This is a genomic window from Actinomadura sp. 1N219, assembly GCF_044326405.1.
In the GTDB taxonomy this organism is placed as follows: Bacteria; Actinomycetota; Actinomycetes; order Streptosporangiales; family Streptosporangiaceae; genus Spirillospora.
In genome coordinates this window covers 334,697-358,981 of the sequence record NZ_JBIRAY010000004.1, presented here as the reverse complement: position 1 = coordinate 358,981, position 24,285 = coordinate 334,697, and the positions used below count along the sequence as shown (strand labels likewise).

The 24,285-nt window shown below is 70.3% G+C and carries 24 protein-coding genes; 15 read left to right on the top strand and 9 right to left on the bottom strand.

Translation table 11 applies throughout. From position 1 onward, the window contains the following. Window positions 1–77 precede the first annotated feature (77 nt). Together ACH35V_RS16530 and ACH35V_RS16525 are read left to right on the top strand one after the other, a co-directional pair. Entirely contained in the window at window positions 78–2,609 is a 2,532-nt protein-coding gene (locus tag ACH35V_RS16530) for a transglycosylase domain-containing protein (RefSeq protein WP_395973209.1), read from the top strand. Window positions 2,610–2,774: 165 nt separating this feature from the next. After that, on the top strand, window positions 2,775–4,259 hold the full coding sequence (locus ACH35V_RS16525; protein WP_395973208.1) for a glycosyltransferase family 87 protein: 1,485 nt from the start codon (window positions 2,775–2,777) through the stop codon (window positions 4,257–4,259). Here the strand turns inward: ACH35V_RS16525 and ACH35V_RS16520 are convergent. Beyond that, window positions 4,256–5,251 (bottom strand): MerR family transcriptional regulator, encoded by a 996-nt coding sequence (locus ACH35V_RS16520; RefSeq protein ID WP_395973207.1) that lies wholly within the window; start codon window positions 5,249–5,251, stop codon window positions 4,256–4,258. The genes ACH35V_RS16525 and ACH35V_RS16520 overlap by 4 nt on opposite strands. A gap of 70 nt (window positions 5,252–5,321) precedes the next feature. On the opposite strand from ACH35V_RS16520, the gene ACH35V_RS16515 reads away from it, so the two are divergent. Beyond that, window positions 5,322–6,251, top strand: a complete 930-nt coding sequence (locus ACH35V_RS16515; protein WP_395973206.1) for a phosphotransferase family protein — start codon at window positions 5,322–5,324, stop codon at window positions 6,249–6,251. A 165-nt stretch (window positions 6,252–6,416) separates the two neighbouring features. Here ACH35V_RS16515 and ACH35V_RS16510 read toward each other — a convergent pair whose 3' ends face one another. Beyond that, window positions 6,417–6,890 carry a hypothetical protein gene (locus ACH35V_RS16510; RefSeq protein ID WP_395973205.1) on the bottom strand — a complete coding sequence of 158 codons (474 nt, stop codon included), beginning with the start codon at window positions 6,888–6,890 and terminating at the stop codon, window positions 6,417–6,419. A 343-nt stretch (window positions 6,891–7,233) separates the two neighbouring features. Here ACH35V_RS16510 and ACH35V_RS16505 point away from each other — a divergent pair, with 343 nt between their 5' ends. After that, window positions 7,234–7,701, top strand: coding sequence for a barstar family protein (locus tag ACH35V_RS16505; protein WP_395973203.1), 468 nt, complete (start codon window positions 7,234–7,236; stop codon window positions 7,699–7,701). 159 nt (window positions 7,702–7,860) lie between these two features. Here the strand turns inward: ACH35V_RS16505 and ACH35V_RS16500 are convergent, their stop codons facing one another. The 3 genes from ACH35V_RS16500 to ACH35V_RS16490 form a co-directional block, all read right to left on the bottom strand. Next, a complete protein-coding gene (locus tag ACH35V_RS16500; protein ID WP_395973201.1) occupies window positions 7,861–8,253 on the bottom strand; it encodes a DUF4190 domain-containing protein in 393 nt (130 codons plus the stop codon). A 260-nt stretch (window positions 8,254–8,513) separates the two neighbouring features. Further along, window positions 8,514–9,281 carry a deoxyribonuclease IV gene (locus ACH35V_RS16495; protein WP_395973199.1) on the bottom strand — a complete coding sequence of 256 codons (768 nt, stop codon included), beginning with the start codon at window positions 9,279–9,281 and terminating at the stop codon, window positions 8,514–8,516. A 119-nt stretch (window positions 9,282–9,400) separates the two neighbouring features. After that, window positions 9,401–9,700 (bottom strand): hypothetical protein, encoded by a 300-nt coding sequence (locus tag ACH35V_RS16490; RefSeq protein WP_395973198.1) that lies wholly within the window; start codon window positions 9,698–9,700, stop codon window positions 9,401–9,403. Between the two features lie 220 nt (window positions 9,701–9,920). Between ACH35V_RS16490 and ACH35V_RS16485 the strand changes: the two genes are divergently transcribed. From ACH35V_RS16485 to ACH35V_RS16460, 6 genes are all read left to right on the top strand, one after another. Further along, window positions 9,921–10,085 carry a hypothetical protein gene (locus tag ACH35V_RS16485; protein WP_395973196.1) on the top strand — a complete coding sequence of 55 codons (165 nt, stop codon included), beginning with the start codon at window positions 9,921–9,923 and terminating at the stop codon, window positions 10,083–10,085. 478 nt (window positions 10,086–10,563) lie between these two features. Beyond that, a complete protein-coding gene (gene rpsF / locus ACH35V_RS16480) occupies window positions 10,564–10,854 on the top strand; it encodes a 30S ribosomal protein S6 (protein ID WP_395973194.1) in 291 nt (96 codons plus the stop codon). 53 nt (window positions 10,855–10,907) lie between these two features. Further along, complete coding sequence (locus ACH35V_RS16475; protein WP_395973192.1) at window positions 10,908–11,486, top strand: single-stranded DNA-binding protein; 579 nt, start codon at window positions 10,908–10,910, stop codon at window positions 11,484–11,486. A 144-nt stretch (window positions 11,487–11,630) separates the two neighbouring features. Continuing rightward, window positions 11,631–11,867 carry a 30S ribosomal protein S18 gene (gene rpsR, locus ACH35V_RS16470; protein WP_019631633.1) on the top strand — a complete coding sequence of 79 codons (237 nt, stop codon included), beginning with the start codon at window positions 11,631–11,633 and terminating at the stop codon, window positions 11,865–11,867. A 16-nt stretch (window positions 11,868–11,883) separates the two neighbouring features. Then, window positions 11,884–12,330, top strand: coding sequence for a 50S ribosomal protein L9 (gene rplI, locus ACH35V_RS16465; protein ID WP_395973191.1), 447 nt, complete (start codon window positions 11,884–11,886; stop codon window positions 12,328–12,330). Between the two features lie 162 nt (window positions 12,331–12,492). Next, complete coding sequence (locus ACH35V_RS16460) at window positions 12,493–13,368, top strand: peptidoglycan recognition family protein (RefSeq protein ID WP_395973189.1); 876 nt, start codon at window positions 12,493–12,495, stop codon at window positions 13,366–13,368. Between the two features lie 77 nt (window positions 13,369–13,445). Here ACH35V_RS16460 and ACH35V_RS16455 read toward each other — a convergent pair whose 3' ends face one another. Next, a complete protein-coding gene (locus ACH35V_RS16455; RefSeq protein ID WP_052357975.1) occupies window positions 13,446–13,634 on the bottom strand; it encodes a hypothetical protein in 189 nt (62 codons plus the stop codon). A 101-nt stretch (window positions 13,635–13,735) separates the two neighbouring features. Beyond that, window positions 13,736–15,061 carry an MATE family efflux transporter gene (locus tag ACH35V_RS16450; RefSeq protein WP_395973187.1) on the bottom strand — a complete coding sequence of 442 codons (1,326 nt, stop codon included), beginning with the start codon at window positions 15,059–15,061 and terminating at the stop codon, window positions 13,736–13,738. 327 nt (window positions 15,062–15,388) lie between these two features. On the opposite strand from ACH35V_RS16450, the gene dnaB reads away from it, so the two are divergent. Beyond that, window positions 15,389–18,112 carry a replicative DNA helicase gene (gene dnaB, locus ACH35V_RS16445; RefSeq protein WP_395973185.1) on the top strand — a complete coding sequence of 908 codons (2,724 nt, stop codon included), beginning with the start codon at window positions 15,389–15,391 and terminating at the stop codon, window positions 18,110–18,112. A gap of 8 nt (window positions 18,113–18,120) precedes the next feature. Here the strand turns inward: dnaB and ACH35V_RS16440 are convergent, their stop codons facing one another. Both ACH35V_RS16440 and ACH35V_RS16435 read right to left on the bottom strand, forming a co-directional pair. Next, window positions 18,121–18,969 carry an ABC transporter permease gene (locus ACH35V_RS16440; RefSeq protein WP_395973184.1) on the bottom strand — a complete coding sequence of 283 codons (849 nt, stop codon included), beginning with the start codon at window positions 18,967–18,969 and terminating at the stop codon, window positions 18,121–18,123. After that, entirely contained in the window at window positions 18,966–20,165 is a 1,200-nt protein-coding gene (locus ACH35V_RS16435; RefSeq protein WP_395973182.1) for an ATP-binding cassette domain-containing protein, read from the bottom strand. Before ACH35V_RS16435 ends, ACH35V_RS16440 begins: the two co-directional genes overlap by 4 nt. Before the next feature lie 65 nt (window positions 20,166–20,230). Between ACH35V_RS16435 and ACH35V_RS16430 the strand changes: the two genes are divergently transcribed. The 4 genes from ACH35V_RS16430 (at window position 20,231) to ACH35V_RS16415 (ending at window position 24,281) form a co-directional block, all read left to right on the top strand. Next, window positions 20,231–20,872, top strand: a complete 642-nt coding sequence (locus tag ACH35V_RS16430) for a TetR/AcrR family transcriptional regulator (protein WP_395973180.1) — start codon at window positions 20,231–20,233, stop codon at window positions 20,870–20,872. A gap of 40 nt (window positions 20,873–20,912) precedes the next feature. Further along, window positions 20,913–21,341 (top strand): MmcQ/YjbR family DNA-binding protein, encoded by a 429-nt coding sequence (locus tag ACH35V_RS16425; protein ID WP_395973178.1) that lies wholly within the window; start codon window positions 20,913–20,915, stop codon window positions 21,339–21,341. A gap of 181 nt (window positions 21,342–21,522) precedes the next feature. Continuing rightward, window positions 21,523–22,407, top strand: a complete 885-nt coding sequence (locus tag ACH35V_RS16420) for an NAD(P)H-binding protein (protein WP_395973177.1) — start codon at window positions 21,523–21,525, stop codon at window positions 22,405–22,407. A 236-nt stretch (window positions 22,408–22,643) separates the two neighbouring features. Continuing rightward, entirely contained in the window at window positions 22,644–24,281 is a 1,638-nt protein-coding gene (locus ACH35V_RS16415; RefSeq protein WP_395973176.1) for an FAD-binding oxidoreductase, read from the top strand. The last annotated feature ends 4 nt before the right edge of the window (window positions 24,282–24,285 follow it).

The window sequence follows — 24,285 nt, the reverse complement described above, 5'->3', positions numbered from 1 at the left end:
GCAGGTCGGGCGGACGGAGCGGCGGGCCGGCGCGGATCGGAGGCGGCGGCGGACGGCGCCGCGGCACGCCTTCATCGATGCGTTCGGGTCCGGGCGGCCGGCCGGGCGGTCCCGGACGGGCCGGTGCCGCGGGCGGCGCGGCAGGCCCCGGCGCCCCAGGCGGCCCCGGCGGTCCAGGCGGCCCCGGCGGTCCAGGCGGTCCTGGCGGCCCAGGCGGACGCGGGCCCGGCGGAGGCGGAGGCGGCGGCTTCGGTCGGCGCGGCGGCTCCGGGGGCGACGGAGACGAGAGCTTCTGGGGCGGCAGCGGCGGCTCAGGCGGCAGGCGCGGCGACGGCCTGCGCGACGGTCTCGCCTTCTGGAACCGCCGCGGCAAGGGGCCGAACGGCGACGACCCGGAGAAGACCGGCTGGCGGCGGTACGTCCCGTCCTGGAAGGTCATCGTCGCGGTCGTCAGCGTGCTGATCCTCGGCATGGCCACGCTCGTCGTCGTCGCGTACGCCAACACCCCCATCCCGACCGAGAAGCAGCAGGCCGCGCTCCGCCAGGAGTCGCTGATCACGTTCTCGGACGGGGCGCCGCTCGCCCGGATCGGCACCCACCGCGAGGACATCCCGCTCGACAAGGTCCCGAAGCACGTCCAGAACGCGATCCTCGCCGCGGAGGACCGCAACTTCTGGCACGAGCCGGGCATCTCCCCGACCGGCATCGCGGGCGCGATGTACCGGGCCGTCGCCGGCGGCGAGGTCGCCGGCGCCTCGACGATCACGCAGCAGATGGCGCGGAACTACTACGCGGGCCTCAGCCAGGACAGGACGGTCAGCCGCAAGCTCAAGGAGATCCTCATCTCGATCCGTCTCGGCAAGGAGATGGACAAGAAGACGATCCTCCAGCTGTACCTCAACACGGTCGCGTTCGGACGCAGGTCGTACGGCATCCAGGCGGCGTCCCGCGCCTACTTCCACAAGCCCGTCACCGAGATCAACGAGTCCGAGTCGGCGATGCTCGCCGCGCTGATCCAGCGTCCGGGGTACTTCGCGACCTTCGGCCCGGCGTCCAACCCGGCCAAGCAGGCGCTGATCGACCGCTGGAACTACGTCCTCGACGGGATGGTCGAGCAGGGCTGGCTCGACCAGACCAAGCGCGCGTCGGCGAAATTCCCGCAGACCCAGGAGAACTGGAGCGACGTCCCGGACGACGAGAACACCGGCTACCTCCAGGACCGCGTCCTGGCCGAGCTGAAGACGCTCGGCATCGACGAGCAGATGCTGGAGACCGGCGGCCTCCGGATCAAGACGACGTTCAACCGGGGGATGCAGGACTACACCAACAAGGTCGTCAAGCAGATCAGGAAGGAGAACGGGCTCGGCAGCGACATCCAGTTCGGGCTCGCCGCCGTCGACCCGAAGACGGGCGGGGTGGTGGCCGCCTACGGCGGTCCGGACTACCGCAAGCAGCAGTTCGACAACTCCTTCCAGGGCAACGTCCAGCCGGGGTCGTCGTTCAAGCCGATCGTGCTGGCCACCGCGCTCGACCAGGGCATCAGCCTGCAGACGACGATGGACGGCAGCTACAAGCGGACCATCAACGGCGCGACGTTCACCAACGACGCCAGGTCGGAGAACGGCGTCTACAACCTCAAGCAGATGACGGCGATGTCGATCAACACGGCGTACGTCGAGCTGGGGCAGAAGGTGCAGCTGTCCAACGTCATCGAGATGGCCAAGAAGATGGGCATCCCGAAGAACACCAAGAACCTCAACCCGACGTACACCTCGCTGCCGCTGGGCGTCATCGACACGACCCCGGTCACGATGGCGTCGGTGTACTCGACGTTCGCCGCCGGGGGCAAGCACCGGCCCGCGCACGTCATCTCCGAGATCGCCACCAACACGGGCCACCCGGTCACGAACAAGCACGGCGACGTCCTGGAGAAGCTGCCGTGGCAGAAGCCCGAGACGGTGTTCTCCGACGGGGTCGCGGCCGACGCGACCTCGGCGATGCAGGCGGTCGTCTCGTCCGGTACCGGTAGGCGCGCGAGCCTCGGCGCCCGTCCGGTGGCGGGCAAGACCGGTACGACGGACGAGAACAAGTCCGCCTGGTTCGTCGGCTACACGCCGCAGCTCGTGACGTCGGCGGCGATGTGGCGGTCGGACAAGAACGGGAACCGCAAGTCGCTGGTCGGCGTCGGCAACTACAGCCAGGTCTACGGTGGTACGGTTCCGGCCGACCTGTTCAAGCGCTTCATGACGAAGGCGCTGGACGGCAAGGAGATCGCGCAGTTCCCGCCGCCCGTCAACGGCGGCGAGCTCGCCCCGTGGGCGAAGCCGAAGCCGGCCCCGACGACGACGGCGCCGTCCCCGACGGAGCGGCCGACCTGCCAGCCGGGGCAGCCGCTGCCGAACTGCCAGTCGCCGTCCCCGGGCCCGTCGTTCCCGACGGACCCGCCCACGGGAGGGGGGCAGCCCTGCAACGAGTACGGCCTGCCGCTCGGCTGCAACCCGAACCTCCCGCCCGAAGGGGACAAGACGTGGTGGTGCGAGAAGCCCGAGAACAGGAACCATCCCGCCTGCAGGCGGGAAGAACCGAGTGACCCGAATCCGCCTAATTAGCGATTAGCGATTAGCGCGGCCGGGCGTTGGCCCCCGGCACTTGGAACGGAACGGAACGGAGCGGAGCGGAACGGCTCGGAGCCCGCAACGGGGTCCGGGCCGTTCCGCGTTCCCTGTGCGGTCGCGGCGCGCGGGCGGCTGCGATGACCAATAGTCTTGCTGTCCATGGCGTCGTCTTCTGAAAGGCTCGGGATGCCCGCCGCCGGAACCGACAACGACGAGGCGGACGGCCCCGGCGGCCCCTCTGGCCCTTCCGGCTCTTCGGCCCCTGGTCGGCTGGCGCGGCTCGCCCCCGTCCTGACGGGTCTCACGGCCTTCGTGTGCATGCTGGGCTGGCTGCAGAAGCGGCCGTGCGCGTCGGCGAACTTCGACTTCATCAAGACGACGACGAACGCCTGCTACACCGACATCTACCCGCTCTACTACGTGCGCGGGCTGAACGACGGCAAGCTCCCGTACTTCGACTCGTTCACCGGCTCTGACATCCACTACGTCGAGTACCCGGTGCTGAGCGGCGGCTTCATGCAGCTGGCCGCGTGGCTGGTGAAGCCGTTCGGCCTGGGCGAGCGCGGAATGGCCTTCTACAACGTCACCGTGCTGCTCCTCGCCGCCCTGGCGGTGGTCGCCGTCCTCGCCACTGCGTACGCGGCCGGACGGCGCTCCCTGCGGACGGGCCTGATGGTGGCGCTGTCCCCGGCCCTGCTGCTCACCGCCTACATCAACTGGGACCTGCTCGCGGTGGCACTGTCCGCGCTGGCCGTCGCCGCGTGGTCGGCGCGGCGCCCGGCGCTCGCGGGGACGATGCTCGGCCTCGCGATCGCGGCGAAGTTCTACCCGCTGCTCCTCCTCGGCCCGCTGGTCCTGCTGTGCGTGCGCGCCGGGCAATGGCGCGCCCTCGGACGGATGCTCGCCGGGACGGCCGGCGCATGGCTGCTGGTCAACCTGCCCGTGATGCTCTTCGCATGGGACGGCTGGAAGGAGTTCTACACCTTCAGCCAGGAACGCGGCGTCGACTGGGGCTCCATCTTCTTCTACCTCCAGGACCACGGGCTGGAGAAGTCCACGTCCGACACCGGCACCCTCAACCTCCTCGGCACCGGGACGTTCCTCGTCCTCGCCGCCTGCATCGCGGTCCTCGCGTTCACGGCGCCGCGCCGCCCGCGCCTGCCGCAGCTGATGTTCCTCGTGCTGGTCGCGTTCATGCTGCCGAACAAGGTCTGGTCGCCGCAGTACGTCCTGTGGCTGCTGCCGCTCGCGGTGCTGGCGCGTCCGAAGGTCCCCGCGTTCGTGGTCTGGCAGGCGGGCGAGATCGCCTACTTCTTCGGCATCTGGTGGTTCCTGCTGTCGGTGTCCGCGCAGACGCCGGGCGCGGACCTCTCGGACACCGTGTCGGCGGTGCTCAGCCTCGACGCCCCGGCGGGCGGCATCAGCGAGGACGTCTACCACCTGGCACTGCTCGCGCGCTTCGTGACCGTCCTTGCCTTGGCGGCCCTGGTGGTGTTGGACGTGCTGCGCCCGTCCGGCGACCTGGTGCGCACGGACGACGCAGACGACCCGGCAGGCGGCGTCCTGGACGGCGCCCCCGACGTGATCTCGTTGGGACGCTGGCGCGGCACCCACCACGCCAGCGTCCCGATCCCGACGCCCTAACGCCGCCCGCCCAGGCCGCGCGCGCCGCCTTCGCTGTCAGCGCTGTCCGCACCGCTGGCGCGGAGTGCCTCGATGAACCACTCGAAACACGGTGTCATCGTCGGCTGGACGGGCCAGCCGTTGATGACGGCGAGCAATTGCCAGTACCGCTCCGCCCTGCGGTCAGTGCCGATCTCCATGCGTTCCAGCAGGTCGCGCCTGAACGCGGCGTCGTCGGTGGCGTCGGACGCGGCCGCGTAGGCCCCCGCCAGGTCGTCCGCGACGGGACGGGCCGCGTCCGAATCGGGTGCGACGCCGTCCGCGATGGCCTGTTCGATCTTCTCCCGCGTCAGCTCGGCGAGACGCACCGGATCGTCCGGGTAGGAGCCCCGCGAGATGTCGGCCGCCTGGGCCTCGGCCATCCGGCGAATGGCCGCGCGGAAACCGGGGTCGCCCACCAGCTCGGCGAGTTCCACCCACGCGTCCACCTGGTCGGGTTCGGGGTCGTCGGGCAGTTCCGGCAGCGCGGACCGCATCTTCGCCGCGAAGCCGGGGTCGAGGTCGAGCCCGGCGAACGACTCGTCGATGAAGTCGGTGATGATCCGCCGCCGTTCCTCGTCGGACAGCCGGGCGAGCTTGTGCATGAGTTCTATCTCCTCTGGATCGGATCCGCGTTTCGCGACCGCCCGCAGCACGGCCCGGCGCAGGCGCAGCGTCCTGATCTGCACGTCCAGCGCCTCCGCGTGCGCCGCCGCGACCTCCCCGACGCCGATCTCGCGGTCCAGCACCCGCCGGACCGTGCCGAGGTCGACGCCGAGGTCGCGCAGCGTCCGCACCAGGTCGATGCGCGCGACGGCCGCCACGTCGTACAGCCGGTAGCCGGCCGCGGTACGGCCGGACGGCGGCACCACGCCCTCGTCGGAGTAGAACCGGATCGTCCGCACCGGAAGGCCGGTGCGGCGCGCCAGTTCCCCGATCGTGTAGAGGGTGTCGCCGTCCATGCCGTCCACCATGAGGGCTCCAGTGACTAGAGACTCAACCCGCCATCATCATGAATCGTCGGGAGTCGAGAGGAGTGCTCGGGTGACCAGGAACGTCGTCCTGCCGGACGGGTGGGAGCCGAAGGTGCGCGCGGCCGTCGCCGATGTCAGGCCCGACCTCGCGCGCCGCCCGCTGCGGCCGCTCGGCGCCGGGTTCGAGAGCGTGGCGCTGCTGCTTGAGGCCGATCCGCATTCGTACGTGCTGCGCTTCCCGCGCGGCGAGGACGGCGCGGAGGGCATCGCCTGCGAGGCCAGGCTGCTGCCCGAACTCGCCGGGCTGCTCGACGTCCCCGTCCCCCGGTTCGCCTTCACCGCCCCGAACCCGCTCGGACCAGGGGAGTTCTGCTGTTATCCGGTGGTGCCCGGGGAGTCGCTGTCCGAGGAGGAGTGGCATGCCCGCGGGCTGCTGGACGAGCCGGAGCCCGTCCGCCAGATCGCGGGCCTGATCGAGGCGATCCATTCGTTTCCCGTGAAACGTGCGCGCGAACTCGGCGTCCCCGAGGCGGATCCGCGCGCGGAGTTCACCGCGGACCTGCGCCTCGTCCGCGCCGAGGTCGTCCCGCTGCTGCCGCCCGACCAGGCGCGGCTCCTGCTCGACGCCTACGAGCACTACCTCGCCGACGACGGGAACTTCGACGGCCCTCCCACGCTGATCCACGCCGACATCAGCCTGGACCACCTGCTGATCACCGGAACGCGCGTCACCGGGCTGATCGACTTCGGCGACGCGCGGATCGGCGACCCCGACTACGACCTGTGCTTCCTGTGGCCCGAGACGAATCGTGCGTTCGTCCAGCGGCTTCAGGCGGAGCGGGGCCGGCCGTTCGACGCGCGCCTGGAGGGCAAGCTGCGCTTCTGGGAACTGGCCGACCCGGCCACCGACGTGCTCCACGGCATCGAGCACGACCTACCGGACGTCCGCGACGAGGGCCTCACCCTGCTGAGCACCCTCCTCACCCCCGCCCACCGCTAACCCGCGCAGGATCGTACGGTGCTGGACGTTCTCGCTCCGCCCCCGCGTTCCTGCCGCTCCGATTCAGGCGCTCCGATTCAGGCGCTGCGGGGTTCAGGCGCTGCGGGTTCTGCGGGGACTGCGGGGACTGCGGGTTCAGGGACTGCGGGTTCAGGGACTGCGGGTTCAGGCGCTGTGGGCAGGGTCGGCGATCGTGGGTTCGGTGCCTTCGCGGCGGGCGCGGCGGACGTCCTGGACGAACTCGCGGGAGAACATCGCGGAGAGCGTGGCGACGCCGCCCCTGTGGACGCGGATCTCGCCATGCCGGATCTCGCCGGTGAGCCGGATCCGGCGGCCTTCGCCGTTCTCGCCCGTCCAGTCCTTGACGCGGCCGCGGCCGGGGTAGCGCAGGTCCCAGTGGTCGATCCGGGCGTCCTGCGGGACGAGCAGCTTGACCATCGCGTGGTCGAGGTCGACCTCGACGTCGATGTCGCCGTCCGGGATCTGCGGGGAGCGCAGGTCGAGGACGACCATGCCGCGGCGGGCGCGCACCTCGAAGCGGCGATCGGCCGTCCAGTGGCCGAGCTTCTTGACGTTCCGGTAGTGGGCCTGGACGCGGGTCACGGCGTCGGCGGCAGTGGTCGTGGGCGTGGCGTTCATCTCTGTGTTCCTTCCGGAATCGGGCAACTGCCTCGCTGAGAGAGTGGCTCGTTCGGTGAGTCTCTCGATATAAGAGAGAATAGTGCATGAGCGAAGACTGTCAAGCCCGGGTTGGTGGCTGACTCGATCGACGCAGGTCAGCGCGTCGGTGAACGTCCGGCTGCGAACGTTGTGCGACGATCTCGGACGCACGTGGCCCCCGAGCGCCGGGACAGCGTGGCCGGAATCTGCCCATATTGGGGGATTCCGTGGGCGTTGCCCGGGGATGATCGCGGTCGGCGGGGTGGGCCGCCGCCGCCCCGGGCCCCGCGCACGCAGGGCGCAGGAACTGCCGGGAGATGACGTGGACGCGAACCAAGCACTGGACGTGCTGCTCGCGGGACGGCTGAAGCCGGGCGTCTACCAGTGGCGGACGCCCCCGGTGCCGGCCGCGATCGGCGACACGAGCTGGATCGAGCGCGCCGAGGAGGCCGGCCGGCGCGGATTCCACCTCGACGGCCGCCGCGCCCGCGACAGCGCCTCGTTCCTGCGGCTGTGCGCCGACGTCTTCGAACTGCCCGAAGGACCGGCCGCCGACTGGGACGCGCTCGGCGACTCCCTGGCCGACCTTTCGTGGACCCCCGCTAAGAACGGCTACGTGGTGCTGTACGAGTCATGGGCCGAACTGGCCGACACCGACCAGCAGGCGTTTCGCGCCGTCCTGGACATGTTCGCCGGCGTGGTGAAGGCGTGGCAGGACACCCCCACCCCCATGACCGTGCTGATGTCGAGCGTGGGCGTGGAAGTGGCAGGCGTCCCCCGCCTCGCCTGACCGGTCGTCCCCGTCCGACCTGGAAAGACGCTTGGTTCAGCTTGAAAAGCGCCCATCCGGCCTGGCAAGACCCCCGTCTGGTCTGGCTTGACCCCCGTCTGGTCTGGTTTCTTGACGCCCGTCTGGTCTGGCTTGACGCGCGTCTCGCCTGGACGGGCGTCAGTAGGTGGACGTTCCGCTGGTCCCCACGATCGCCGCCCACAAGCCGATGTAGAAGATCCAGAAGATGATCCAGCCGACCGTGACGATGTAGCCGAGGATGAGCCCGGCGACGGCCATCCCGTGGCCGCCCTCGCCCGTCCGCTTGATCTGGCCCTGCGCGACATGGCCGAAGATGATCGCGAGAATCGACGTCAGGCCGCACGCGAGGAAGCCGATGAGCCCGCAGACCATCGACGCGGTCGCCATCCCGTTGGTGGGAGGAGCGACCGGCACGTGCGACCCGCCGTAGTAGTGGTGCTGGACGGACGGGGGCTGCGCGGGCTGGGAGTAGTGCTGGGCGTACGGGTCGTGAGTGCCGTAGCCGTACGGGTCGTAAGGGGGCTGTGACATGTGGTTCCCGATCGGTTCGCGCGCCCGCCGCCGGTAGGTTCGCGCGTGCGCTGTGGGCTGGGTTCCGAATTATGCCAGTGTGATGTGACCTTCGGACTTTGTCGTGATGCTGGTCCTCCGCGGTTTTAGATGCCGATCCCGGCCATCGGGTTCCCCCCGTCCAGCCACGACCTCTGCCTCTCCTCACGCCGACTTCAGCGCCGTAGCCGCGTCGCCGCCGCGGCCGTCTCGTCGCCTCAGCCCGCCCCGCCGCCTCGCCCTCAGAGCTTCGAGCGCAGCCACGAGATGTCGTCGGCCTGGCCTTCCGCGGGCGTCTCCACCACGACCGGGGCGCCTGCGCCCCTGACCACGGCCAGGATCAGTTCCGTGTCGATGGTGCCGTTGCCCAGATTGGCGTGGCGGTCGGCGCCCGACCCGAACGTGTCGCGGCTGTCGTTGCAGTGCACCAGATCGATGCGGCCGGTTATGGCCTTGATCCGGTCGACGGCGTCCACGAGTTCCTCCCCCGCCGCATGCGCGTGGCAGGTGTCGAGGCAGAAACCGAGCTTCGACTCGAGCCCCGGAACCCCGGACAGCACCTCCCACAGCCTGGAGATCCGGTCGAACTTGCGCGCCATCGCGTTCCCGCCGCCCGCGGTGTTCTCGATGTAGACCGGGATCGGGCACTCGACCCTCTCGAACACCTTCCGCCAGTTCTCGAAACCCAGCTCGGGATCGTCGTCGCTCAGCACATGCCCGCCGTGCACGATCAGCGCCTTCGCGCCGATCGCCGCCGCCGCCTCCAGCTGCTGCGTGAGGTTCTTGCGGCTCGGGATGCGGATCCGGTTGTTGGACGTCGCGACATTGATCGTGTACGGGGCGTGCACGTAGACGTCCACCCCGGAACCCGCCAACGCCTCCACGCCCTCCGGCAGGACGGGCTTCTTCCATCCCTGCGGATCACCCAGGAAGAACTGGACGACGTCCGCGCCGATCGCGCGGGCGTTGTCGAGCGGGTTGGTCTGGTCGACATGGGCTCCGATGCGCATGACCCGAGCCTAGCCCCGCCCTACGACACCCCGCGGAACGTCCTCAAGACGTGCCCGACGCAACGCGTGCGCCCAACGCGATCCGATGCGGGCGGGCAGGCGGGCGAGGCGTCAGTCGATCAGATCGAGAAGCCGCCGTTGCTCAGGGCGAAGGCGGTGCCCATGAACGAGGCCACCATGCCGATGACGTTCAGCCATCGTTCGTTCGTCGTCGCGGAGATCATCTGGGAGTACAGCGCGAGCGGCAGGCCGATCACCCCGGCGACGGCCCCGGGGAAGTGGGTCGCCGGGATCCAGCCGAGGACGAGGGCGGCGAGACCGATCGTGACGGCGGCGACGGCGAGAACGTCCTGGAACCGGTGCGGCTCGGTCCGCGCGCCGGCGGTCTGCCGCTTCGCGCCTGCTGCCTCCTGTGGCATCGGGATCCTCCTCCAGGTCAGGTCTCCCGCGACGGGGGCACATGGTGCGCGCGGGACCGGACGGACCACGCCCATAGGAGTTCCCGGCGAGGCCGGAGATCAACCGGCGGAGGCGGGCGGAAAATGTCGGCGGGAGGGGGTACGGTCGAACATGGATTCGAAAACGTCGGCTCGGTTCGGCCCCCGAGGGGAAGCGGGGGAGAGCAGGAGGTGCACCATCGTGACGAAAGCGGAGTTGGGGCTCATCGGTGACGCGGAGCTCGTGGAGGAGTTGTCCGTGCTGACCACCCAGGCCGCCCGCATGCGCGCCCGGATGGCCGACATCATGGCGGAGCTGGAACGCCGCCGCTGCGCCAAGACCGTCCAACCAAGAGCGAGACGCTGAGACACCCACCACCACCAGGACCGGCCGCAGCCCCGGGCACGGCAGGCACGCAGCCCGGACAAGGGCGGGCGCGTAGGCCGGGCAGGCAGGCCGGGCAGGCAGGCCGGGCAGGCAGGCCGGGCAGGCAGGCCGGGCAGGCAGGCCGGGCAGGCAGGCCGGGCAGGCAGGCCGGGCAGGCAGGCCGGGCAGGCAGGCCGGGCGCGGGCGCCGGGTGCGGGGGCCGGGTGTGGGCGCTCTCGCGTCCTGGCATGCGGTGCGGGGTGGTGATTTTCGCGTTCGCGGGAGGTGAATCCCTTCGCTGTGCTGGCGTTCTACTTCGGGAAGCGGCTCGTACGCTGCCGACTGTTGGTAGCCTGTATCGGTCTCGCGGCGGGCGCGCCCGGCGATCCGGGTTCCGGCGCCGCCGCGGGAGACGCAACAGCCCTCCTGTCACGGAGAGACCGTGACCGCACCAGTCCAGAGGAGGTAGGGACACAGCATGCGTCGTTACGAACTCATGGCCATCCTCGACCCCGCCGTCGACGAGCGCACCGCGAACACCGCCCTCGACCCGTTCCTGAAGGTCGTCAAGGACGGCGGCGGCAGCGTGGAGAAGGTCGACGTCTGGGGCCGCAGGCGCCTGGCGTACGAGATCCAGAAGAAGTCCGAAGGCATCTACGCGGTGGTCGACCTCTCGGCCGAGCCTGCCACGGTCAAGGAGCTCGACCGGCAGCTCAACCTGAGCGAGTCGATCCTCCGCACGAAGGTCATCCGCCCCGAGGTCCACTGAGCCAGGCGCCCCGCGTCAGGCCCAAGGCCCTCACAGCAGCCGGAGCGAGCCCCATGGCAGGCGACACCGTAATCACGATCGTCGGGAACCTCGTCGAGGACCCGAATCTGCGTTTCACCCCCAGCGGCCAGGCGGTCGCGTCCTTCCGCATCGCCTCGACCCCGCGGTTCTTCGACCGCCAGGCGGGCGACTGGAAGGACGGTGAGGCGCTCTTCCTGACCTGCAACGTCTGGCGGCAGGCCGCCGAGAACGTGGCCGAGACCCTGCAGCGCGGCATGCGGGTGATCGTGCAAGGTCGCCTCAAGCAGCGGTCGTACGAGACCCGCGAAGGTGAGAAGCGCACCGTCTTCGAGGTCGAGGTCGACGAGGTCGGCCCGTCGTTGCGCAACGCCACCGCCAAGGTCAACAAGACCCAGCGGCAGGGCGGCGGGTTCGGTGGCGGCGGTGGCGGCGGCCAAGGCGGCGGTGGCGGTGGCGGCTTCGGTGGCGGCGGCCAGCAAGGCGGTGGCAGCGGCTTCGGAGGCGGCCAGCAGCAGGGCGGGGGCGGAGCCCCGGCCGACGACCCCTGGGCCACCAGCGGTGGTGGCGGCGGTGGCGGTGGCGGCGGGTACTCCGACGACCCGCCCTTCTAGCCGCTGGAGCCGTCCCGCCGAGCACTTCGGCCGACTGCCCGCTTCGTGCATGGCCGACCGCCTGCTTCGGGCGTGTATTACCAGCAAGATCAAATGACAACGTCCATTCCCGCGTGAGCGGGGCTCTCCCAAAGGAGCACCACGATGGCGAAGCCACCTCCCCGCAAGCCGAAGAAGAAGGTTTGCGTTTTCTGCCAGGAGAAGATCTCCTACGTCGACTACAAGGACACCGGGCTGCTGCGGAAGTTCATCTCCGACCGCGGCAAGATCCGCGCCCGGCGGGTGACCGGCAACTGCACTCAGCACCAGCGGGACGTCGCCACGGCGATCAAGAACGCCCGCGAGATGGCGCTGCTGCCGTACACCAGCACCGCGCGCTGAGGCAGGGGGAAAGACGATGAAGCTCATCCTGACCCAGCAGGTCTCCGGGCTCGGCGAGCCCGGTGACGTCATCGAGGTCCGCGACGGCTACGGCCGCAACTACCTCGTCCCCCGCGGGTTCGCGATCAGGTGGACCCGGGGCGCCGAGAAGGAGATCGACTCGATCAAGAAGGCGCGTTCGGCCCGCGAGATCGCGACCGTCGAGCACGCCAAGGAGGTCGCCGGCCGGCTCCAGGCGCTGCGGGTGACGCTGCGCACCCGCACCGGGAGCGGCGGCCGCCTGTTCGGCGCCGTGACGGCCGCCGACATCGCCGACGCGGTCCGCGCCGCCGACGGGCCCGACCTGGACCGCCGCCGCATCGAGATCGGGAACCCGATCAAGACGGTCGGCACCCACCGGGTCAGCGTCCGCCTGCACAGCGACGTCAACGCCACGATCGACGTCAACGTCGTCGAGGCCTGACGCACGTCAGCCGAACGGCCCCCGCGTCCATCCGGGCGCGGGGGCCGTCGTGCTTTTTCCGCGTTTCATGTGAAACGTCCGCGAACCGCCCTGGGCTTGTTCTATCCGCAACGTCCAACTACGTTCCGTAAGGAGAGTATCGCGGAATGTAAGGGGGACGGTGTGAACGCGTATTCGGAGGAGGACGCGGACGCCCGGGAACGCGACCGTTCGCCGGTGACGCGACGCTCGCTCATCGGCGGCGTCGTGGGGGCCGGGCTGCTGGAGATGCTGTCGGTGGCTTCTCCCGTCCAGAATGAGGCCATGGCTGCCGATCTTTCACCCGGACCGGCTGGGGCCGCCGGGCATACCGGGCTGGGACGCGCAGGGCCGGGTGAACGTCCGGGAACAGGCGAAACAGTCCTCTTCACGGCGGACGCCCCGCGCGTCTACACCCGCGCCCAGTGGAACGCTCGGGCGCCGCGCCGTCCCGCCAAGGTGGTCGGACGCCGTCCCGACCACATCATCGTGCACCACACCGCCACCGCGAACTCCAAGAACGGTTCGCGCGCCCATGCCTTCGCGCTGTCCCGGCTCATCCAGGACATCCACATGGACAGGAACCGCTGGGACGACGCCGGCCAGCAGCTCACCATCAGCCGCGGCGGCTTCGTGATGGAGGGCCGGAACAGAAGCCTCAAGACCATCCGGGACGGCGACCTCGCCATCGGCGCGCAGGTCCTGCATCACAACGAGCACACGATCGGGATCGAGAACGAGGGCACGTACATGACGAAGGCGGTCCCGCGCCGCCTGTGGGGTTCGCTGGTGGAGGTGTGCGTCTGGCTCTGCCGGGCGTACGACTTGGAACCTTCCAAGGCCATCGTCGGGCACCGCGACTACAACAAGACCGCCTGCCCCGGCGACGTCCTCTATGCCCGCCTGCCCGCCCTTCGCCGTGCTGTGGCGAAGCGGCTCGACGGGTCGTCATCGTCCGACAACGCCACCGGAGACGACGGGATCCTGCCCGCCCTCCCGCCCTTGGACGACCTGACCTGACCCCGCCCACCCGACCTGGCCCGCCCACCTGACCAGACTCCGCCTACCTGACCTGACCCCGCCCACCTGGTGTGACGTCAGGTTTCGGGGGTGGTGTAGCGCGTGCGGCGGCGGGCGATCTCCGGGTCGATGCCCTCGACGAGCGACCAGATGCCCGCGACCCTCTCCACCAGGGTCTCGGGAGGCAATCCGGCCAGGCCCTCCGCCGCCAGGTCGTCGATCGCCTGCGTCAGACGGGCCATCCGCTCGCCGTGCGTGGAACACATGTTCGAATAGTAGCGAGTGTGATGGCCGGTGCGGGTGCGGTTCGAGGAATTCGTCGCCCGGCGCTGGTGCGTCCCCGGAGCCGGGGGCCTGCGCGTTGCCGTCAGCGGACGGCGCCGGTGACCATCCAGCGGTCGCCGCGGGCGCGCAGCCCCAGGGTGAGCAGCCGGGTCAGCATCCACAGGCCTATCGCCGCCCAGAGTCCGGTCAGTCCCGCGTCCGTCCGGTAGAGGACGATCGCGGCCGGCAGGAAGACGACCGTCGCGATGAGGGTCGTCACCGCCAGGTAGGCGCCGTCGCCCGCGCCGATCAGGATGCCGTCCAGGACGAACACCACGCCCGCGACCGGCTGCAGCAGGGCCACGACAAGCAGCGAGGCGAGCAGCAGATCGCGGACGCCGTCGTCCGACGTGAACAGGCCCGGCAGCCACGGCCGGACGGCGAGGATCAACAGCCCGAAGGCCACCCCGCAGACGACGCCCCACCACACCATCCGCCGCGTGACGGCCCGCGTCCCCGCGAGGTCGGACGCGCCGAGGTAGCGCCCGGTGATCGCCTGCCCGGCGATCGCGATGGCGTCGAGCGCGAACACCAGCAGCGTCCACACCTGGAATCCGACCTGGTAGGCGGCGATCTCCTCGTCGCCCATCCGCGCCGCGATCGACGTCCCGACGATCAGGACGATGCGCAGCGCCGCCGTCCGGACGAGGAGGCCGAAGCCCGCCGTCGCGGACGTCCTCAACCCGACCATGTCCGGACGAACCGGAGCCCCATGCCGGCGAGCCGCACGCAGCACGACGGCGACGTACACGGCCGCGCTGGCCGTCTGGGCGACCACGGTGCCCCACGCCGAGCCCGCGATCCCCCACTCCAGGACGAGCACGAACAGCACGTTGAGCAGCAGGTTCAGCGAGAACCCGCCGATCGACACGACGAGGGGCGTCCGGGTGTCCTGCAGACCGCGCAGCACGCCCGTCCCGGCCAGGACGATCAGCATCCCCGGGATCCCGAAGAGGCTGACCCGCAGGTAGGTCTCGGCATAGGGGGCGACATCGGCGGACGCTCCGAACGCGTCCACCACCGCTGGGACCAGCGGCAGGCCGATCACGATCAGCGCCACGCCGATGGCGAGCGCGAGCCACATCCCGTCGATGCCCTGCCGGACGGCCGCGCGTATGTCCCCGGCGCCGACCTGCCGTGCCACCCCTGCCGTCGTCCCGTAGGCGAGGAAGACGCACAGGTAGACGAGCGTGCTCAGGGCCTGACCGGCGACTCCGAGCCCGCCCAGCGGCGCGGTGCCGAGTCGCCCGACGATCGCCGAGTCCGACAGCAGGAAGAGGGGTTCGGCGACGAGCGCGCCGAAGGCCGGCACGGCGAGGCGCAGGATCTCGCGGTCGTGCGCGGACGCGAGCCGCCGGGGAGTGGACACCGCGTCGAGGCTACCAGCCTGTAACTCACATAAGAACTTCACACCTTACATAGCGAACTTTCTTTCCCGCACACCCGGTGGACGACGTTTCCGCACTTCAAAGGGCTGTCGTGGCCGTCGTCCACGGCGAATCCACAAAGTTGTCCACAGGTCGTGCACAACGGAACCGGCGTGTCTGCACAGGCGGTCCACAGGCTCGTCCACAGGACGCTTTGCTCCCGGCCGCGTGGCCTCGGGAGAATGTCAGACGCTTCAGGTAGACGTGAGATGAACGGTCGGCGATGGGCGGACGGGGCCGCCGGCGACCGAGATGAAGGGGGTGCGACGGTGAGCGTGGCCGAGATCGGACCGTCCGAACCCGAGTTCGAACGCACCCCACCGCACGACATCTCCGCCGAGCAGGGCGTCCTCGGCGGGATGCTGCTCTCCCAGGACGCCATCGCCGAGGTCATCGAGCTCCTGCGCACGCCCGACTTCTACCGTCCCGCGCACCAGATCGTCTACGACACCATCCTCAACCTGTACGGCCGCGGCGACCCCGCCGACGCCGTCACCGTCGCCGGCGAGCTCACCAAGAACGGCGAGATCGGACGCATCGGCGGCGCGCCTTACATCCACACCCTGATCTCCCTCGTGCCCACGGCGGCCAACGCCGGGTACTACGCCAAGATCGTCCATGAGCGGGCGATCCTGCGGCGGCTGGTCGAGACCGGCACCCGCATCGTCCAGATGGGCTACGCCGCAGACGGCGCCGACGCCGACGAGGTCCTCGACCGCGCCCAGGCCGAGGTCTTCGCCATCGCCGAGAAGCGCGCCGGCGAAGACTACGTCGCCCTCAGCGAGATCATGCCCGGCGCCCTGGACGAGATCGAGGCGATCGGCAGCCGCGGCGGCCAGATGGTCGGCTGCCCCACCGGCTTCGCCGACCTCGACGCCCTCACCAACGGCCTCCACCCCGGCCAAATGATCGTGGTCGCCGCAAGACCTGCCATGGGGAAGGCGACTAGTCTCGATACGCCCCTTCCTACCCCATTTGGGTGGACCACCATGGGAGAGGTGTCCGTCGGCGACTACTTGATCGGAGCCGATGGCAAACCGACACGTGTCGTCGCCGCGACCGAGGTCATGCACGGCCGTCCCTGCTACGAGATCGAGTTCTCGGACGGCGAGGTCATCGTCGCCGACGCCCAGCACCAGTGGCGCACCAGTGCTTCGCCCGGCTCTGACTCGCGTCCCCTTCATTGGAGCGTGAATCGGACGCTGAACTGGTCTCACCGATCCGGCGTCCAGATCGCACCGGGCGTCGTGACGGTCGGGGACGGGCTCTCCCTCGTGGATGAGGCTCGCCGGTGCGGGGCGATGTCGACAGTGCTGACCAGGTTCCGTGAAACCCTGCGGCCGGCCACTCAGGAGCAGGACGGTGATGCCGACGCCCTTCCTGACCACCGGCGTCCCGAGCACCAGGCGCTTCAGGCGCTTCAGACGCACAGGGCGCCCGGAGCTCCTCGTGTGTTCGCGCAGGGATGCGGTGTCCTCACAGGCGAGCGGGGCGGAGCCGGTGAGCACGGGCAGCTAGGGCGTAAGAACGAGGTGCGGCGCTCGTCCTGGAAAAAGGCGACGACATATCGGCCGCGGATCAGGACGACCGAGGAGATCTTCGCGACGCTGCGGCGCGGCGCGGCCGGACGGACGAACCACACGGTCGAGGTGGCGGCTCCGTTCCAGCTTCCCGTGGCCGTGCTCCCCGTCGAGCCGTATGTCCTAGGTGCCTGGCTGGGCCGCGGAGACAAGGACCGTGCCCAGCTCACCCGTGTCGAGGATGAGGTCGTCGCCGAGATCGAAGCAGCGGGCCAGCACGTCTCCTGCGAAGTGTCGCCGGGGCGGTATGAGCTTCCCGGACTGCTCGACCAGCTCGTCCGGCTCGGCTTGGTGCACGACAAGCACATCCCGAGCGTCTATCTGAGGGCCTCCGAAGGGCAGCGGCGGGCGTTGCTGGCGGGGATGCTCGATACCGACGGGCGCATCTCGAAGACCGGGCGGGTTCAGCTCGCCTTCACGGGCAGACGCCTGGCAGAAGACGCCCGCGAGCTGATTCTCAGCCTCGGCCATCGAGCGACGATGACGCCGAAGCAGGTTGAGAAAGATTCAGCAGAGGCCTCCGTCCGCTACTGGATCGAGTTCACGCCTGCGGAGACGGTGTTCCGGTTGCCGCGTAAGGCGGCGCGGCAGCGTGCGGTCGTCGACCCGAAGGCGCGGGTGCGGTACATCGTGGACGTCCGGCCGGTGGAGAGCGTGCCGGTGCGGTGCGTCCAGGTCGACAATGCCGACCACATGTACCTGGCCGGACGGTCCTGCATCCCGACCCACAATTCCACGCTGGCGCTCGACTTCGCGCGGGCGGCGTCGATCAAGCACGGGCTGACGTCGGCGTTCTTCAGCCTGGAGATGGGGCGGAACGAGATCACGATGCGGCTGCTGTCCGCGGAGGCGCGGGTGGCGCTGCACGCGATGCGGTCCGGCACGATGCAGGACGAGGACTGGACGCGCCTCGCACGGCGGATGAGCGAGGTCGCCGAGGCCCCGCTGTTCATCGACGATTCGCCGAACATGTCGATGATGGAGATCCGCGCCAAATGCCGCCGGCTCAAGCAGCAGCATGATCTGCGCCTGGTGATCGTGGACTATCTGCAGCTGATGACGTCGGGGAAGCGCGTCGAGAGCCGCCAGGTCGAGGTGTCGGAGTTCTCCCGTTCGCTGAAGCTGCTGGCCAAGGAGCTGGGCGTCCCGGTCATCGCGTTGTCGCAGCTCAACCGAGGTCCCGAGCAGCGAACGGACAAGAAGCCGATGGTGTCCGACCTGCGCGAATCGGGATCGATCGAACAGGATGCGGACATGGTGATCCTGCTGCATCGGGAGGACGCCTACGAGAAGGAGTCGCCGCGGGCAGGAGAGGCAGACCTGATCGTGGCCAAGCACCGCAACGGCCCCACCGCCACCGTCACCGTCGCCTTCCAGGGGCACTACAGCCGTTTCGTGGACATGGCGCAGTAAGCCGACGATCAGCGTTGCTTGGCGTAGAGGTGGAGGGTGAGCGGGGCGGACACCGCGGTGATGGCGGCGGTCGCGATGAGCGTCCAGGCGAGTGATCCGCCGGCGCCGCCGGTGGCGTTCATCAGGTCCCTGGCCGTGGTCGCGACGTGGCTGAGCGGGTTGACGTCCACGAAGGCCTGGAGCCAGCCGGGCATGGTTTCGGGTTCGACGAAGATGTTGCTGGCGAACGAGAGCGGCATGAGCACGACGTTGGCGATGCTGATGACGACGGCCGGGTCGCGCACGAGCAGCGCCACCGCGGCCCACAGCAGTGAGAGGGAGAGCCCGAAGGCGACGATCAGTGCCACCGCGGCGAGCACGCCCGGCGCGCCGCCGTCCGGCCGATAGCCCATGATCAGTCCGAGGACCACGACGATGGCGGACGCGAACAGGTAGCGGGCGGCGTCGCTGAGCAGGCCGCCGAGCACGAAGGCGCCGCGCCAGACGGACAGGGAGCCGAAGCGCTCGAAGGCCCCGGTCGTGACGTCCTGGGCGAGGCGGGCGCCGCCGTACATGGTGACGATGGCGATGCTCATGCTCAGCGTGCCCGGCAGGAGGACTTCGAGGTAGGCGCCGGGCGAGCCGCTGACCGCGCCGCCGAAGAGGTACGTGAACAGCACGGTGAACAGGATCGGGATGGCCACCGAGTCCACGAGTTGCTTGGGGTCGTGCTTGATCTTGAGCAGGGCGCGCCGACCGAAGGTCGCGGAGGCGGTGAGCGCCCCGGCGCGGCGGCGCGGCCGGGGCGCAGCGAGCAGGATGTCGATCTGGTGGGTCTCCGCCCCGAAGGCGCGCGAGACGACGGCCGGGCTGCTCATGCTTTCCTGTTCCCTTCGTTCTCGGTGGTGGCGGGGTCACCCTCACGGCCGGACGTGCGGCTGTGGGCGGAGCCGTCCGTATGGCCGGTCGTGTGGCCAGGGTCGGCGTTGTCCGTGTGGCCGGTGGTGTGGCCGCGGGTGGAGTCGTTCGTGTGGGCGGTCGTGTGGCCGGGGGTGGGTTTCGTCGTGTGGGGGTCGGGGTGGTCGGTGGCGGGGGCGGTTTTGTGGGCGGTTAGGGCTAGGAAGGCTTCGTCCAGGCTGGGGTGGCCGAGGGTGACTTCGGTGACCGCCACCTGGGCGTCGGCTAGGCGGGTCATGGCGTGGCCGATCCGGCGGGCCACGTCCGTTGGGTCGGTGGGGGCGGTGAGTGGGACGGAGAGGGCGAGTGGGTCTGCGGCTAGACGGACCGTCCCGTCCAGGGTGTCGGCCAGGACCTGCCGTGCTCGCGGACGTGCCGCGCCGTCGAGGAGCCGGACGTGCAACGTGCCCGAGCCGACCCGGGATTTGAGCTGGGCGCTGGTGCCTTCGGCCACGACCCGGCCGCGGTCGATGACCGCGATCCGCTCGGCGAGCTGGTCGGCCTCGTCTAGGTACTGGGTGGTGAGCAGGACGGTGGTGCCCGCTGCGGCGATCCGGCGGACGAGCTCCCACACCCGGCCGCGGCCGCGCGGGTCGAGTCCGGTGGTGGGCTCGTCGAGGAACAGCAGGTCGGGGGTCACGATCAGGCTGGCCGCGATGTCGAGCCGGCGGCGCATCCCGCCCGAGTACACGCCGACCGGGCGGGCGGCCGCGTCGGTGAGGTCGAACGCGGTGAGCAGGTCGTCGGCTCGTCGCCGGACGGCGGCGCGGGACAGGCCGTGCAGGCGCCCGAGGACGGACAGGTTCTCGTATCCGGTGAGGTCCTCGTCCAGGGCGGCGAACTGGCCGGTCACCGCGACCCTGGCCCGGATCGCGTCCCGTCCGCCGATCACGTCGTGGCCGAGGACGCGGGCGGTGCCGCGGTCGGGCCGGGTCAAGGTGGCCAGGGCGCGGACGGCGGTGGTCTTCCCTGCTCCATTAGGGCCGAGGAGCCCGAACACCTGACCGCGCTGGACCGTGAGGTCGAGTCCGTCCAGCGCCCGGTTTCCGCCGTAGGCCTTGACCAGGCCGCGCGCCTCGATCGCCGGGCCGTCCCCCTCCAAGCTGTTCTTTGACATGCTGTAAGAGTTAGCTATCTCTTACGGCTTGTCAAGGTTGCGTCCGGGCGGATATCTTCGTCGGGATGGGTGACACGCTCGGCGCGGCCGCCAAGACGACTCGCTCCCGGCGGTCCGACGCCCGGCGCAGCATCGACGCCATCCTCAACGCGGCGCGCATCGTGCTCGGCGAGCGGCTCGACGCGAGCATGGAGGAGATCGCGACCGGGGCCGGCGTCACCCGCCAGACCGTCTACGCGCACTTCCCCTCGCGCGACGCCCTCATCGCCGCGCTCATCGAGGTCGCGGCCGCCGAATACCTCGCCCTGCTCGACGACGCCGGACTCGACACCGCCCCGCCCGCCGACGCGCTGGCCCGGTTCCTCGACGCCGGCTGGCGGTTCATCGGCCGCTATCCCCTCATCCTCAACCCCACCCTGACCGGGATCCCGCGGCCCAAGACCAACGACCCCCACGACGTCGTCCCGCCGCGGCTCGAACGGCTCATCCGCCGAGGCCAGGGCGCGGGCGACTTCGATCGGTCGCCTCCCGCCGCCTGGCTCGCCGCCGCCGTGATCGGCCTCCAGCACGCCGCCGCGGCAGAAATCGCCGACGGACGCCTCACCGCGGACGAGGCTGCGGCTTTGTGCCTGGAGAGCACTCTGCGCCTCTGCGGCAGCGGCAGCGGCGGTAGCGGTAGCGGGGCGGCGGGCGCGGGCGGTCGGTGACGGCCGCCAGGGCCGGGCAGCCTAGGTTTACGCTGCTGGTATGTCGGTCAGAACGCGCCGAGCCAGGGTCGAGGACGTCCATGAGCTGGCCCTGGGGATGCCTCATGTCACGGTCGAGCACGGGAAGGGCGGGAATCCCGTCTACCAGGTCGGCGGCAAGTCGTTCGTGTTCTTCCGCACTCCCCGTCCGGACGCGGTCGATCCGGAAACCGGCGAGCGCTACCCGGACGTGATCGTGTTCTGGGTGCCGTCCGAGTCCGACAAGCTCGCGCTGGTGCAGGACGAGGCGTCGCCGTTCTTCACGACACCGCACTTCAACGGCCACCGGTCGGTGCTGCTGCGGGCGAGCCGGATCGGTGAGCTCACGCTGCGGGAGCTGACGGAGATCGTCCAGGACGCCTGGCTGTCCCAAGCGTCGCGCAGGCGAGGGACGGCCTGGCTCGACGCCCACCCGTCCCCAGCCGAATAGACACGAACGCGCGTGTCATGCCGGGTCGGTCTGGGCGCCCGGCGACGCGCCCTCAACTGGCGCGTTCGGTGGCTCGACGTGCTGCTGTCCGTCAGTTTTGGTGATGGGCGTGAACGCGGTCAGGTTCTGTCCGCATTGGTTCGTAGGTTTTGGGGACCAGTACGAACTACAGGGGGCATTGATGACGATCGTCGTTACCACTCCGACCGGGCATGTCGGGTCCCGCGTGGTCCGGTTGCTGCTGCAGGCCGGCGTCCGGCCGCGGGTGCTGGTCCGCGACCCGGCGCGGCTGGACGCGGCCACCCGCGAGCGCGTCGACGTCAGGCGCGGCGACCTGACCGACGCCGCGTTCGTCCGCGAGGCGACGTCGGGCGCGCGGACGGTCTTCTGGGTCGATCCGACACCGCACTCGTCCGAGGACCCGATCGAGACGTCCGACCGGACGGCGGATCCGCTGATCGAGGCGGCCCAGGCCGGGGACGTCGCACGCGTCGTCCTGCTGAGCAGCGTCGGCGCCGAGAAGCGCCACGGAGCCGGACACATCGACGGGCTGGCCCGGATCGAGGAGCGGCTCGACGCCACCGCCGCCGACACGCTCCACCTGCGCTGCGGCTACTTCTTCACCAACCTGCTCATGGACGTGGACGGCCTCGCCGGCGGCGTCCTGACCACGCCGTTCCGCTCCGACGTGCCCATGGCGTGGGTCGACCCCCGCGACATCGGGGACGTCGTCGCCGCGCGGCTGCTCAACGACGACTGGAAGGGCCACGAGGTGCAGGCCGTCCACGGGCCGGAGGACCTCACCTTCCAGCAGGTCGCGGCCATTCTCACCGAAGTGCTCGGACGGACGGTCCAGCTCGTGGTCGTCGGCGAGGACGACGTCCGGGGCGCGCTGCGCTCCGCCGGGCTGAGCCCGAGCGCCGTGGAGGGCATCGTCGGCATGTCCGCCGGGATGCGCGACCTCGTCCCCGAGCAGCCGCGCGACCTGGTGACCACGACTCCCACCCCGCTCGCGGCCTGGGCCTACGCCCACCTGCGTCCGGCACTCAGCAGAGCCGGCGGGTGAAGCGGCCGCCCGCCGGAATCAAGAAAGTGACCAACAGGATCTGGTGAGTGGTGAGTCTGTCAGGCGAGGCCAGAAGCTGATGGAGATCCCCGTCCGGCCCGAGGGGACGACGCCCGCCAACACCAACCGCCTCGGGCTCTGATTGGACTTACACCCACCCCGGTTGTGGTGTTTGGCCCACTGCCTGCCGCCGTGCCCGCTCTTAGGTTGACGTTCATCCAGACTGAGGAGCGCGCATGGCGGAGAAGAGCAGAAGGAATGTGTTGCGGGGCGGCCTGGCGGTGACGGCGGCGGGCCTTGCCGTCCCGATCACCGGAGCGAGCCCGGCCGAGGCGACTCCGGGCGGGGCGACTCCGGGCGGGGCGGGCCTGCCGCCGGGTGTCTGGCCGCCGCCTCCCGGCCCCGCCAAGGTCGGACGGGACGACCCGCGCTACGCGTCCCTCGCCTACCGCGGCTACAACCGGCGGTTCGTCGGGAAGCCGGAGCACGTGTGGGTCGCAGGCACGACAGAGCATGTCGTCCGCGCCGTGCAGGACGCGGTCGACACAGGCAGGAGGGTCACGGTCCGCAGCGGCGGCCACGGTTTCGAGGATTTCGTCGGCGATCCCTCCGTGCAGGTCGTCATCGACACCAGCGCCATGACCGCCGTCTACTACGACCCTCGCCGCCGCGCTTTCGCCGTCGAAGCCGGGTCTTCGCTAGGGGAGGCGTACCGCAGGCTGTATCTGGGGTGGGGCGTGACCGTCCCGGCGGGTTGGTGCCCCACTGTGGGTGCAGGCGGGCACGTTCTGGGCGGCGGTTTCGGGCCGCTGTCGCGGATGATGGGCCTGGCCGTCGACCACCTCTACGCGGTCGAAGTGGTCGTGGTGGACGGCCGCGGCCGGGCGCGCAGCGTCATCGCCACCAGGGAGCGGACGGACCCGAACCGCGACCTGTGGTGGGCGCACACCGGCGGCGGAGGCGGCTTCGGCATCGTCACCCGCTACTGGTTCCGGACACCGGGCGCGCGCGGCGACGATCCGTCCCGACTCCTGCCCGCGCCGCCGCCGTCCGTGCTGAGCTTCACGATCACGTGGGACTGGCGGGACTTCACCCAGGACGCGTTCGCGCGGCTCGTCCGCAACCACGGCAGGTGGGTGGAGCGCAACAGCTCTCCCGGTTCCGCGGCGACGAAGCTGTACAGCGAGATCCAGCTCAATCGGCGTCCGATCGGGCAGCTCGGCATGATCGGACAGGTGGCGGCCGCGTCCGGCGCCGCCGAGCGGCTGCTGGACGAGCACCTCGCCGCGATCAACGAGGGCGTGCCGGCGACCCCGTCCCGCCAGGTGAGGACCCAGCCGTGGCTGGCCGCCGCGCTGGCGGGCTCGCCCGGCGATCCCGGCCCCGTGTACCGGCTGAAGGTGAAGTCGGGATATCTGCGCCGCCGCCTGACCGACAGGCAAATCGACGTCCTGCATCATCATCTGACCAGGCCGGACTACGACCATCCCGGCGGCAGCCTGAGCCTTTACACCTTCGGCGGCCAGGTCAACACGGTCGCCGCGGACGCGACGGCCGCGCCCCACCGCGACACGATCATGAAGCTGTTCTTCGCCAACGGCTGGGAGGACCCGAAGGACGACGCCAAACACATCGCCTGGCTGCGGGAGCTTTACCGCGACCTTTTCGCCGACACCGGCGGCGTCCCCGCGCCCGGTGACGGCGCGTTCATCAATTACCCGGACAACGACCTCGCCGACCCGTCCTGGAACCGCGGTGCGCCCTGGCACACCCTGTATTTCCGGGACAACTATCCGCGGCTTCAGCGGATCAAGGCGAAGTACGATCCGCGAAACGTCTTCCACCACGCCCTCTCGGTGCGCGCCGAAGACTGAGCGT